This is a genomic window from Nostoc sp. C057 (assembly GCF_013393925.1).
Lineage (GTDB): Bacteria > Cyanobacteriota > Cyanobacteriia > Cyanobacteriales > Nostocaceae > Nostoc > Nostoc muscorum_A.
On the sequence record NZ_CP040281.1, the window covers coordinates 2,074,703 to 2,087,523 of the forward strand.

At 40.6% G+C, this 12,821-nt stretch carries 11 protein-coding genes and 2 pseudogenes; 6 read left to right on the forward strand and 7 right to left on the reverse strand.

Going from position 1 to position 12,821, the window contains the following annotated elements; all coding sequences use genetic code 11:
* Nucleotides 1-4: 4 nt before the first annotated feature.
* The 5 genes and pseudogenes from FD724_RS09370 to FD724_RS09390 all read right to left on the reverse strand — a co-directional run.
* Nucleotides 5-880 (reverse strand): ATP-binding protein, encoded by an 876-nt coding sequence (locus FD724_RS09370; protein ID WP_179072420.1) that lies wholly within the window; start codon nucleotides 878-880, stop codon nucleotides 5-7.
* Nucleotides 881-950: 70 nt separating this feature from the next.
* A complete protein-coding gene (locus FD724_RS09375) occupies nucleotides 951-1,412 on the reverse strand; it encodes a restriction endonuclease subunit S (RefSeq protein WP_179072421.1) in 462 nt (153 codons plus the stop codon).
* Between the two features lie 67 nt (nucleotides 1,413-1,479).
* On the reverse strand, nucleotides 1,480-2,049 hold the full coding sequence (locus tag FD724_RS09380; protein ID WP_179075367.1) for an IS630 family transposase: 570 nt from the start codon (nucleotides 2,047-2,049) through the stop codon (nucleotides 1,480-1,482).
* A complete protein-coding gene (locus FD724_RS09385) occupies nucleotides 2,031-2,540 on the reverse strand; it encodes a helix-turn-helix domain-containing protein (RefSeq protein ID WP_179071244.1) in 510 nt (169 codons plus the stop codon). The genes FD724_RS09380 and FD724_RS09385 overlap by 19 nt, the downstream gene beginning before the upstream one ends.
* Before the next feature lie 64 nt (nucleotides 2,541-2,604).
* Nucleotides 2,605-3,100: pseudogene (locus tag FD724_RS09390) on the reverse strand (transposase); the annotation flags it as partial.
* Between the two features lie 174 nt (nucleotides 3,101-3,274).
* Here FD724_RS09390 and FD724_RS09395 point away from each other — a divergent pair.
* The 4 genes and pseudogenes from FD724_RS09395 to FD724_RS09410 all read left to right on the forward strand — a co-directional run.
* Nucleotides 3,275-3,592 (forward strand): annotated as a pseudogene (locus tag FD724_RS09395) (alkaline phosphatase PhoX); the annotation flags it as partial.
* A 272-nt stretch (nucleotides 3,593-3,864) separates the two neighbouring features.
* Complete coding sequence (locus FD724_RS09400; protein ID WP_179072422.1) at nucleotides 3,865-4,803, forward strand: ferritin-like domain-containing protein; 939 nt, start codon at nucleotides 3,865-3,867, stop codon at nucleotides 4,801-4,803.
* A 23-nt stretch (nucleotides 4,804-4,826) separates the two neighbouring features.
* Nucleotides 4,827-5,585, forward strand: a complete 759-nt coding sequence (locus FD724_RS09405; RefSeq protein ID WP_179072423.1) for an isoprenyl transferase — start codon at nucleotides 4,827-4,829, stop codon at nucleotides 5,583-5,585.
* A 1,185-nt stretch (nucleotides 5,586-6,770) separates the two neighbouring features.
* A complete protein-coding gene (locus FD724_RS09410; protein ID WP_179075457.1) occupies nucleotides 6,771-8,690 on the forward strand; it encodes an iron uptake porin in 1,920 nt (639 codons plus the stop codon).
* Between the two features lie 237 nt (nucleotides 8,691-8,927).
* On the opposite strand, the gene FD724_RS09415 is transcribed toward FD724_RS09410, so the two are convergent.
* Nucleotides 8,928-9,092: a hypothetical protein gene (locus FD724_RS09415; RefSeq protein ID WP_159402432.1), complete on the reverse strand. Its 165-nt coding sequence runs from the start codon at nucleotides 9,090-9,092 to the stop codon at nucleotides 8,928-8,930.
* Between the two features lie 203 nt (nucleotides 9,093-9,295).
* On the reverse strand, nucleotides 9,296-9,613 hold the full coding sequence (gene trxA, locus FD724_RS09420) for a thioredoxin (RefSeq protein WP_114082710.1): 318 nt from the start codon (nucleotides 9,611-9,613) through the stop codon (nucleotides 9,296-9,298).
* A gap of 460 nt (nucleotides 9,614-10,073) precedes the next feature.
* On the opposite strand from trxA, the gene fabG reads away from it, so the two are divergent.
* Both fabG and chrA read left to right on the forward strand, forming a co-directional pair.
* Nucleotides 10,074-10,820: a 3-oxoacyl-[acyl-carrier-protein] reductase gene (fabG, locus tag FD724_RS09425; protein ID WP_179072424.1), complete on the forward strand. Its 747-nt coding sequence runs from the start codon at nucleotides 10,074-10,076 to the stop codon at nucleotides 10,818-10,820.
* A gap of 638 nt (nucleotides 10,821-11,458) precedes the next feature.
* Nucleotides 11,459-12,679: a chromate efflux transporter gene (chrA, locus tag FD724_RS09430; protein ID WP_179072425.1), complete on the forward strand. Its 1,221-nt coding sequence runs from the start codon at nucleotides 11,459-11,461 to the stop codon at nucleotides 12,677-12,679.
* Nucleotides 12,680-12,821 lie beyond the last annotated feature (142 nt).

Below are 12,821 nucleotides of genomic sequence, written 5' to 3' on the forward strand. Positions count from 1 at the left end.
ACCCTTAAAACAACGGCTCGTCATCTGGTTCAAGCTCCAAAGCATAATACGATTCGTCGCACAGGAGTGTAATATTTACCAGTGTTCCTCCAAAGAAACTTTGTCTATTTTCGTAAACTTCCTGTTTTTCATCTATTGTCGCACATCCATCATGGCTTAAAATTTGAAGTTTTCCCTTATTTATATGAACGAATTGTTTTAAATAGTCAAGACCAATACCACCCGTGACTCGTCCACCCCTGGTAGTTGTCCCCTTTTGAAAAGCCCATTTTAATGCTTGGTCTGCTGGTAAGTTGGGATTTTTCTGGAAATCGCGCACATTCTGAGGGATTCCTACGCCAAAGTCAACCACTGTCAGTTTAAGTTTTTTTAGTTCAGGATAATGTTGTCCGCAGCTAAAGACCCCTATATCTGTGCGTCCATGTTCAAAAGCATTGGCATAAATTTCTAACACTGTTGCAACAATCAGCTTTTGCAAATTTTGGCTCACATGAACCCAGCCTCTACCAAGCCATTGTTCGGCTAGGTATTGAACCAATTCATCTTTATTTTGCTTTGGATCTTCTCGATACGGGATAGAGTTTCCCTGCCAAGGTGCCATATCCTGGCAAAAGGCATACATAAACCCATTTTGTTGCAGATTTCTCTTGACTTTTTTATGAAGAGTATGTTGTTGAAAAGTGACTTTTCTACTTTGTGATTCAATTAACCGAATTAATCCACCCAGAAAAGCTACTGCGTTTGGTCGTAGAAACCAACATTTGGAAAAGTCGAAGATTACTTCTGAGCAGTCTTGGTTGACTTTTTGCCAAAGTTGAAACAAGCTATCAAAGTCATCTAGGTTATCGTTGACAGTTGGAATTTGAAGAGTAAGGCTCACAATTCCCTTTTGAATGCTTCGTTAAGTATCGATTTTAGCAGAGATTGTAAGAGTAATTTGTGAGTTTTCTCTACAATTCTCCTTTGAATGCTTTGTCCAATATAGAAGGTAGTAGCGCATCAAGTTCTGTCATCGCTTGTTCTCTTAAGTGTTTCATTGTGTCTACTTTGGTTTGCAGTTCATCAAGGTAGGCGACTATGCGACTTTGTTCGGGGAGGGGTGGTTTAAAAATAACAAAAGCTTTTAATTGCCTCTGATTAATAGTTGCTAAGTTAGTAGTTTGTTTTGACGCAGTTTGAAAGTAAGCCTTCCCATATGGGGAAGCAATTAACGCCGATAGGTAATAGGGATCGAATTCATTAAGATTTATGCGAAGTCTATAAATATGATTTTGATGAATACAATTTGGTATTTCTTCTTGCCAAACTGTACCTCGACCTAATTTATCCCAGTCACCACCTTCAGTCAGAAGAATATCTCCTGGCTGTAACTGCCATTTTTCCCGTTCGTATTCGTAACAGGACTTACGCAACTGGCACAGTGCGATCGCATTTTTATAGTAGTTATGTACTAGAAGGTGGTGGTGTACTCATACCAATTTAATATGAAGCTGCATAGAATAAAGCTTCCAGGATAAAGTTGTAAGAAGAGACAGAAATTACCTGCTCAAAAGTAAGTTGGTCGAATATTTCTTGGATGCGCTCGCGTAAAGCTTGTAAAGAAGAAAAAAGTTGATTTTTGAGTGGTTTTTTGAGGAGTTGCCAAAGTCTTTCAATGGGATTGAGTTCAGGGGCTGAAGGTGGTTGAAACAAAGGAATAATATTTTCTGGCCAACGGAGTTTTGAACTTGTATGAGCCGGTGCTTGGTCAATCTGTAAAATTGCATAATCCGAGCCTAATTGCACAGATAGCCAGTCCAAAAACTGTTGAAAACACTCGCCATCTAGTTTTGGATATTCATAAAGAAAGTGGTCTCCAGTTAATGGTTCAATTGCACCATAAATCCAAAAGTTTTCCCTCGGCCATATCACCTTAACAGTGGGCTTGACTCCAAAAGCTGTAATCACTTTTCCTGTAAGAGTTTTGAGTCCAACCCTAGTTTCATCCTGGCACAGGTAGCGAACACACTTGCCGGGTGCTAAATGTTCTTCTAGACAATTGAGTATGATACCGAGTTTTTTTTAAACTCAGATACCAACTTTTCGTCCTGCTTATGGCTTTGAGGGCGAGGCACTTTTAGTTTTGCCCCCAATCGATATCGAACCCACGCATAAACCGTTGCATACTCTATATCTTGTCCATGTTCTTCTTTTAACCACTCAACTATTGCACCATAGCTACTAAAGCCTTTTCCTGTTTTTAACTCCTCCTCAAGTGCTGCGATCGCAGCATCATCGATTTTCCGTTTTGCTCCTGGTGCTTTTTTGATTTCTAATAAGCCTGATATCCCATCAGTTTTGTACTTCTGCAACCATCTCGTGACCGTTGAAGTATCTCTTGCCAAGCGTTTTCCAATATCTTGCTGCTCTTTAACCTGCCCGCTTTTTATCCACCACAGCATAATAAGCTTTTCTTTCTGGGTTCCTAAATTCGCTGTTTGTAAACGTTTTTTAAGTTCTTCTTCGCTCTCTGCGATTTCAATCTTAAAAGGGCGGCTCATGGTTCTTTTAATTTATCGAGTTTGTTTCCTCTATTATATGCAGCTTCATATTAAATTGGTATAACATCAATTTATTTGTCGCATACCAAGTGTCCATCAAGACAGCTTGAAATGGTAAAACCTTATTATACACAAGGTTTTGCAGCATCTCCATCACATGGTCTATCTTTGTTTTTCTTTTCTCGTTCTGGGTCATAAATGCGATAGTCAACTACCCAAAACTTTCCGAGTTCATGATTTACATATACACAATTTACTAGCCCAATCCCTTGAATTACACCATGCTCATTGCCACTATATTGGCGTTTACTTGGCTCTATTTCAATAGCATATCGTTTATCAATTACTGTGTCATCAAAAACCAAGTAGGCGTTCTCATTTATTTCTATTAAATCTTTCACGTTATCCCAAAGAATCCGAGGTGTTAATTTTTCGTTCTTTAAATAACGGTTGATTTTATCATGACTGATCTGCTCTAAATGCTCTGCCAAATTTGTCAGCGTATAATTAATCTGACTACTTAACAAGTACTGGCAATAGTTAAGTTTAGTAAATCTCATAAAGCTACAGGATTTATTTTATGCCTCCTCAGCTAATCTTCTCATGATTTGATGAATACTTAATACAGCCGATTACTGTTACTAATTTCAGCAATGTTCTCTGAGTACACCACCACCTTCTAGTACATAACTACTATAAAAATGCGATCGCACTGTGCCAGTTGCGTAAGTCCTGCTGGAGATGGGCAGATTTGGCGTTATTCGCCCACTAATAATACTGTTGAGCTATATATTGAACCCAACAATTCTGGTGTGCTAGACAATCCAGACAATATTGTGGTTTTCCCCAACCGGGATATCTTTCTCTGTGAAGATGGGGATGGAACGGATTACATTCTGGGCATCACTCCCAGTGGAAGTCTTTATAAGTTTGCTAAAAATGCCCTCAACACATCAGAGTTCGCCGGGGTCTGCTTCTCCCCCGATGGTCAGACGATGTTTGTCAATATGCAGAGTCCAGGAATAACCTTTGCTATCTGGGGACCCTGGTAACGCTACATCCTGTTTCAGCCTAGCCAGAGCGATCCCCCTGACTAGGCTCTTATCCTGACTTCAATCAGACAGTCTGACTTGATATACTCCCCCGAATCCACTTCGCTAAATTCGGGGGATTCTAGGCTCAGACAGCGATATTTTCTATAACCAACTTTTTCCCCGACTTTTACAACCCTATCACATCAAACTGCCGACTTCAGCCGACTGACAAAAGGAAGTGCGATCGCTTAGGCTATTGGGCATAGAGATAAAAATTTAAGTATAAAAATATGCTTAACACCCTCAGCCCAATCACAGAAGACTTAGCAGGTCAAAGCTATCCCAGTCCTCATTATTTGCAAACACAGCGCCGCATCCGTTCCCTCATAGACAAATATATTGCAGTCGAACAACTACATAACCGCCTGCAAGATTTACCGATACAGTTTGCCAATCCCCAACCGCGTCCCTGGAAACTCATCGACTGGCAAACAATTAACCGCAATCAAATTATCGGCTTAGACGCAGAGGTATTTTTATCTATATTGATAGGTGCGATGGATACAGAAGCACCAATTCGCGGCTATACCCAAACAAGTCGGCAGTATTTAGAAAAATTGCATCCTCAAATGGCTCGGTTTGTTGGTGGAACTGTCGGTGAAAATGGCGAACTGCTGGAACTTGGTTTGTGGGAAAAGGAAGAACGTCAGCACACACCAGCATTAATCAAAGTTTACACCCAATTAACAGGCGAGAAAATTACCCCAAAATTTCGTACTGTTAGAAGCTATCTCCCCACAGATGATGCTCACGAAGACTTATATCGCCACGGCTTACACCGCATTGCCACAGAATACGGTGCAACCTGTCTCTATATTTGGTTGATGGCTCACACCACTGGCGCACTCCAGGATGTTTTAGAGGAACTAGCACAAGATGAAATCAATCATACGACCAAATTCTGGGGGTTTGGAGTCTGGACTTTCCCTGATACTGGGTTGACACGAATTGGACGCACACTCATCAAAACGCGATCGCAAAATTATCAGCGCAACAACCTCATACGTACCCTCCGCCGCATGATAGCTACCCTCAGCTGGAATGCTTGGTCATTGACTAACAAAGCAACTCTCCTCTTCACCTTCACCTATACAATGCGTCGTCTCTGGAGTTGGAACAATAGCCTCACACCAGAGTATCTGCAAGATTTATTTGAAACTACTCATTAGTAAAAACAAAGGACAAAGGACAAATGACAAGTGACAAATCAAAATTACCCAGCGATTTAAATCCCCAAAAAATACCCCAACATATCGCCGTCATTATGGATGGTAACGGAAGATGGGCAAGCAGTCGAGGATTACCGCGCATTGCTGGACATCGCCAAGGAGCAAGTACGCTCAAAGAACTATTGCGTTGCTGCAAGGATTGGGGAATCAAAGCGTTGACAGCCTACGCTTTCTCAACAGAAAATTGGCAACGTCCTGTTGAAGAAGTAGATTTTCTGATGCATTTGTTTGAGCGATTACTACACCGTGAGTTAACTCAAATGCATCAAGAAGGTGTACGAATCTCGTTTATTGGAGATTTATCGGCTTTACCTAAGTCTCTACAGATGCAAATGGAACGTTCAATGGCGAAGACGTTGAACAATCAAGCAATCCACTTTACTGTTGCAGTCAATTATGGTAGCCGCAACGAAATTACCAGAGTTTGCCGTCAAGTAGCTCAACTCGTAGAACAGGGCCAACTCAGTGCGGAAAAAGTGAATGAAAGTCTTGTAGAACAACACCTCTATACGGCAGATAATCCAGAACCCGATTTGCTGATTCGTACTAGCGGTGAGATGCGATTGAGTAATTTTCTTTTGTGGCAAATGGCGTATACAGAGATGTATTTCACTGATATTCTTTGGCCAGATTTTAATCGAGAAGCATTTCATCAGGCTTTGTTGAGCTACCAAAGTCGCGATCGCCGTTTTGGTCAAGTTAAAGCTTCACTGTCAGCTTAGGGTATTTGGAAAACCTCTCTCTTAAATTTCCCCCTTCCCATGTCGGGAAGGGGACTAGGTTTTTTGTTGCTATTAAGCATAAAGTAAAAGCACCCACAGTACCAGGATGGTATATGAGCGCTAATAAATTAAAACATTATTGAGGATAATCTATCTGCTATGACAGACCGAAGTAACTATAAGAATAGCAGGCAGTGGGTAAATAAACTGCAAGGGTAGTTACAAATGTTTTGTTAAAAATAGTACTTACTGTAAGGTATTGCTTCTTTTACCAAAATGTGATATCATAGGCTCCTAGTTTAAAAATTTCCTGTATGCGATCGCTGTAAAGGTTCTCTTGGATGAAACTGGTTAACAACCGTAAGAGAAATTATTTACACCGTTTTCCTCCCGATCTTACCTGTACTTCAATCAAGACTGCGATCGCGGTCTCTTAATTTTTTTGAATAAATTATCCTTTGGTAGGTATTGAGCAGAAATCCTGATACTGTTGGCGAAAGTGTTACACCTAAAAGCTGCAACGGCAGATTGAAGGTTTGAGCTTACATAATACTTTCAAATACAAATATGTATTACATTCGCTAACAATATCAAATTCTTGGCTCAATATTTATATTCTTTATCACAAAATCAGACTTAAGTAAGTTGGCGTTAAAAAAAACCAAGTATCTTACGAAACATAAATATGCTTAAAACCCTTACTAATGACCCTTACGGGTTCGCCAGTCACTCATGGGGGAAACCCCCAAGACCGTGCTGGCTCACCAATGACAAAGGACAAATGACAGCCTTAGCCAGTTAGCTTTAATTTCACCGGCCTACTTATTTAATTATTATTTTGTCAATATAGCAATCCGATTTTAGATTTGAACAGAGAAAATTTGGAAGGCTTATGAATCAAGTATCCTACGGAGCTTACTGTTCAACAACCATTTATTATTTACTATAGTAATTATAAAAACTATCAATATAATTTTTTGTTAATTCTTTCCAAAAATAGTATTTACTATAATTTAATACTTGCGATATAAGCTGATGTTTCGGTAAGTCAATTCAGAAAAAATCCTGATATCCAAAATTTAAAGTTGACAAGATTATCTTGCTAAAAATACTTTAAATTTACTTATCAATCAATTTTAAAATCGCAATTAATTTTTCCCTGTTTTATCGGTGTTAGGAGTTATGATGTCAAAATATCTACTAGCTTCTGCTAGTGGGGTGGGCTTTTTGTGTTTAATTGCCGGGTTTTTACCTGTGCAAGCCCTTCCTAGTTTAGAAATTGCAGATAAAAATGTAGCTGTTAATCAAGATGATAGCAGCTATCAAAAAAATGATTCTTATCAAAGCAATTTAACAAACAATATTTCCAGTCAATTGCTGATAGCTAATGATAGTCAAAAAAATTTCCCCTCAGTCAATCAGCAGCAAAAAAATCAAGACTTAGGAGTAGATTCTGCTGTTAAGTTTGGGCAGCCAATCACAGCACAATCTGCAAGCTCATCTCCATCATCAGACAAACTTGCACAAGTAACATCCGTATCCCAATTGTCTGATGTACAGCCGACTGATTGGGCTTTTCAGGCACTCCAATCTTTAGTTGAGCGCTATGGTTGTATCGCAGGTTATCCGAATCAAACCTATCGCGGTAATCGGGCGATGACTCGCTATGAATTTGCTGCTGGCTTAAATGCTTGTTTAGAGCGAATCAACGAACTGATTGCCACTGCAACTGGTGATTTGGTCAAGAAAGAAGATTTAGCTGCGTTGCAGAAACTACAAGAACAATTTGCGGCAGAATTGTCAACATTGCGTGGTCGAGTAGATGCTGTAGAAGTTCGCACAGCAGAATTAGAAGCAAATCAGTTTTCTACGACTACTAAACTTAATGGAGAGGCAATTATTGCTGGTATTGGTGCTAGTGGTGGCGCTCCTAATGACAGCGACCCGAACATCATCCTAGTCAATAGAGTGCGATTAAACCTCACCACTAGCTTTACTGGTAAAGATTCATTAATTACTGGATTGCAAGCCTATAACTTTTTGGGTGGAGTCGATGGACAGGGTAGCTTACAACAAAGTTTAGGATTAGCTTCGCCGCTTTTAAGTTCTAGTAGCGCTCGTACCAGTTTTGAGCCGCAATTTCCGGGGTTAAATGTCAATACTTTGTCGAGCGTTGGCGCAAACAGCATTCAGCTTTACAAATTGCTGTATATTTTTCCCGTAGCTAATAAATTAACCTTGTTTGCGGGAACTGCGGCGGAAACATCAGATGCTTTCCCAGCAATTACGCCTTTTTATGGTGAAGGACAAGAGTCAATATCTCGTTTCGCCGGTTTAAATCCTGTAGTACGGATTTCTGGTGGGACTTCAGGTACTGGTTTAGCATCGGCGGCGGGCTTTATTTATAGTATTTCGCCGAATTTGGATTTACGAGCTTTATACGGCAGCGTAAATGCCAATTTACCCCAAAAAGCTGCTAGTGAGGCACTACCAGGAGTTTCTACAACACCTTTGGGAGGAGGTTTATTTAGTGGTAGTAGTGTTATTGCCACACAGTTAACCTTCAAGCCAAGTCCCGCTTTTGATATTGGTTTAAACTATGCCCACAGTTATCACGAAATCAATATTTTGGGTACAGGATTAATTAGTAATGATATCGGTGCTTTAGCAGGGGTTGCAGCAGGGACACCGGTCACACTCAACTCTGTTGGCGGTACGGTAACATGGCGATTGTCTCCCAAGATAGCCTTATCTGGCTACGGTGCAGCACTATTTGTTGATGCTGCTTCAAATAGCGTGAATGCTTCCACCACTTTTACAAGTTGGATGGCGGGAATTCACTTTAGAGATTTATTCAAGTCAGGAAACACTGCTGGGATTCTTTTTGGTCAGCCGCTTTTCCGTAGTGATACTGGTGGTTCTGCTCAACTTACGCCCACAGGCGACAATCGGGCGACTCCTTACCATTTAGAAGCCTATTATCGCCTTCAAGTTAGCGATAATATCAGCATTACCCCTGGTGCGTTTGTTCTCTTTAACCCAGAAGGTAACAGCAACAATGAGACTACGACTGTAGGCGTACTTCGGACTACTTTTACCTTTTAACGATAGCTCCAAATAGCTATCGCACCCTAACTAGCAAGCAAATATCCTCACAAAAATAACACTCCTGAAAAGGAGTGTCGAGGATAAGATAAATAAGTAGAAATTTGGTGGACGATTATCGAATAATAATATTATCTTTTTGCCCAAAATCTTTTATGCAAAACTGGTGAGATGCTTAGGTTAGCTATGCTAAGAATAAAGTGCGTAGCCAATCATAGATATCGCCTCACACATAACCTAATTGTTTCTTTTACCTGAGTTACCAGTTGGATTTGAAATTTGGTGCTTTTGTATAACCCGCTCAATTTGGCAAGTCACCGCATCTATTCTATATTTAACCTTATCAAAATCAATATTCACCCAAATATAGGCTTTGTCAGGTCTTTGCTGCTTATAATTCATATATTGCTTTACTTGTCAAGATATTTTGTTATATCTATACAATATAGCTATCTCAATTTTTAAACTACTTTCTCTAGACGTATAAGTAAATATGCTTAATATTTACTTAAGATTTTATCTGCTAGAAGTTCAACCACTATTCACTAAAAGAGACGCGACATTTCGCGCCTCTAAGAAGCAAAACCCAAATTCTAAGTATTAGCTTAAACTTTTGTTTGTAGATATTGCACCAACTGCGGTGCTTGCATCACTCCCTCTATCCTATCCACAGGCTGACCCTGCTTAAATAGTACTAAAGTTGGTAGAGCAGCAATTTGATACTGAGTAGCCAAATCTGTGTATTTTTCTGTATCAATTTTTACGATCCGTAGGCGATCCTTAAGTTGGAGATTGACTTGCTCTAAAATTGGCACCATCATTTGGCATGGGCCACACCAGTCAGCGTAAAAATCTACTAATACAGGTACATCAGAAGCAGACAGCATCTCTTCAAAGCTGTTAAATTCTTTTTTAGTTGCCATGTGACACACGCCGATTTTCAATTGTTTGTTTCAATAGTAATTCTTAGTAAATAAAATCGGTACAAGTTTATGGGTTTTGTTGGGAAAATATTAGATTACTCAATATAGATTGATTTATCCGCAAAAATCTTAAATTTTTATAATAAAATACATATATCGTGTGTGTTTGTGTATATGGATTAGATATGTATTTAAACCTATTTTAGCTGTCTAAATAAGGGAAGTTGGCACAATAAAATCATACTATGTAAAGAAAAATTAACTAGGCTAAAACCTTTATACCTATTGCCTTATTCCAAAGCTAAATACAAGGTATAACTTATCTATAAAATATCTAATTTGCAGGATGACAGCAAGATTGCCTCCCTAAAGAGTGAGATTTTATCTAGACAATATTCAGATGTTCCCTAAATCACCATAAGATAATTAGCGCGGTATTTCTAAGATTGAGGAACATTAAATGACATTATTACAAGGTAAAGTCGCAATTGTCACAGGTGCATCACGAGGAATTGGCAAAGCGATCGCAATTGAATTAGCTTCACAAGGAGCGATCGCAGTTGTCAATTATGCTAGTTCGAGTGCTGCGGCTGAGGCAGTTGTTACAGAAATTACAGCAGTGGGAGGCCAGGCGATCGCTATCCAAGCAGACGTTTCTAAAAGCGATCAAGTAGACGCACTAGTTAACGCCGTTATGGAAAAGTTCAGCCGTGTGGATATCTTAGTCAATAACGCAGGGATTACCCGCGACACACTGCTTTTGCGTTTAAAGCCAGAAGATTGGCAAGCTGTGATAGACCTGAATTTAACTGGTGTTTTCTTATGTACACGCGCCGTCAGTAAAATCATGCTCAAACAGCGATCGGGGCGAATTATTAACATTACCTCCGTTGCTGGGCAGATGGGCAACCCAGGTCAGTCCAACTACAGCGCCGCCAAAGCAGGTGTAATCGGCTTCACCAAAAGCGTTGCCAAAGAACTGGCTACTCGCGGTATTACCGTTAACGCCGTCGCCCCTGGCTTCATCACTACCGACATGACCAGCAATCTCAATAATCCCGAAGATATCCTAAAATACATCCCCCTCGGTCGCTTCGGTCAGCCCGAAGAAGTTGCTGGGATGGTGCGCTTCCTAGCCGCCGATCCTGCCGCCAACTACATCACTGGACAAGTTTTTAACGTCGATGGCGGAATGGTAATGGCTTAAATAACGCGATGTGCAACTTATTTTTCAAACACCACTTCCATTCCTCTCCCCCACAGCGAGAGAGGCTTTGATTCTTGCTCCCCTTCCCTTGTAGGCTATCCATTACCCGGATCTTTCTTAACATTTACGAGAGTATTCACTCACGTTTTTTATAACCCTGATTCGTTCGTCATTAATTCTCAATAAAAACCTACTTTTAGCGAGAAGATTAAGAGGTAACTTGTCAAGTATGCCTTACACCTCAGTGTTTAAGATGCTTAGAAAACAAGCGTTTCAAGATTGTAAAGAAAGATGTGACTAATGGATAGCCTTGTAGGGAAGGGGTTGGGGGTTAGGTTTGAGAGAAAGTGGCACACAGCGTTAAATAGTTCTGAGTTAACAGTCATTGCAATGAGGTAGGAGGCTGAGGGTAGTTTTCCTCCTGCCTTCATCTGAAGAGATATATTTACGTTGACAGACAACATAATTCTTCTGTAGAGTGAGTGCGTAATACCGTTTCACTTTCAGGTTGATAGGAATAGATCGCAGGGGACAGAATTAGAGACAAATCTATTTGTATCAAGCATTTCGTGAAATGGTATAAGCCCTAATCTTAAAAGATTAGTCTAAAACTGAATGAAAAATATTCCCTAGCAAAGATGACTAACTCAGCACCAAGTCGTTTGGGTGAACTCGCCAAACTGTTTTTTAAACTTGGCGTTATCGGCTTTGGGGGCCCGGTTGCCCATATTGCCATGATTGAAGATGAAGTGGTTAAGCGTCGTCAGTGGTTGACAAGGGAGCATTTTCTAGATTTGCTGGGCGCAACTAACCTAATTCCTGGGCCAAATTCCACAGAAATGGCTATCCATATAGGATACATCTATGCAGGTTGGCTGGGGCTGATTGTCTCAGGTGTCTGTTTTGTCTTACCTGCGGTTCTAATTACTGGGGGGTTTGCTTGGGTTTATGTTGCCTACGGCACTTTACCTCAAGTAGCTCCGCTCCTTTATGGCATTAAACCGGCTGTTTTAGCAATCATTATTAATGCACTCTGGGGCTTGGCAAAAAAGGCTGTGAAAACTCGCCAGTTGTTAGTGATTGCTTTGGCTGTGGCGTTAATAACATTATTATTCAAATTAAATGAAGTAATTGCCCTATTAGTTGGGGGATTGCTGGGTATGGTTTGGTTACATTCTGGCGATAAAAACGACAAACCAGGAGATAAAGCCAACTTTCTAATTGCTAGTCTTACCACAGGCGCGACTTTAAAGGCATCAACGGTTGTTGCTGCATCGGTAGCTACCGCATCTACTGCAACCAACGTTTCTTTATGGCAGTTGGGCTGGTTTTTTCTGAAAGTCGGTAGTGTCTTGTTTGGTGGTGGCTACCTTTTGGTGGCTTTTCTCCAAGGAGGATTAGTTCAAGAATATGGCTGGCTGACACAACAGCAGTTGCTAGATGCGATCGCAATTGGTCAATTTACTCCTGGGCCAATACTTTCGACTGCTACATTTATTGGATATATCATTGCTGGCATCCCTGGCGCAATCGTTGCCACAATCGGAATTTTTCTACCTTCTTTTGTTTTCGTTGCTGCCCTGAATCCCTTAATTCCCCGCTTACGGGCCTCTTCTTGGAGTAGAGCATTTTTGGATGCTGTGAATGTTAGTGCTGTAGCGCTAATGGTTGTTACCACCCTGCAACTGGGTGTAGCCACCTTAACATTACCACAAGCCCCATTTGTAGATTTTCTCGGCTTGGCGATCGCGATCGTCTCAGCCATTTTAGCTATTCACTTCCGCATCAATGCTGCATGGCTAGTCTTTGGTAGTGCTTTTATTGGATGGGGCGCTACACTCCTGGGCTACACTCGTTGAAATTGCATGTTTTATCAGAAAAATGGGTTTAAAACCCCGTGTTTACTTCGGCTACGCTCAGTAACCATCCAGCACGGCTTTAAAGTAATGAGTAAGGAGTAATGAGTAATGAGTGAATGAAAAATGGGTATTTACTCATTAC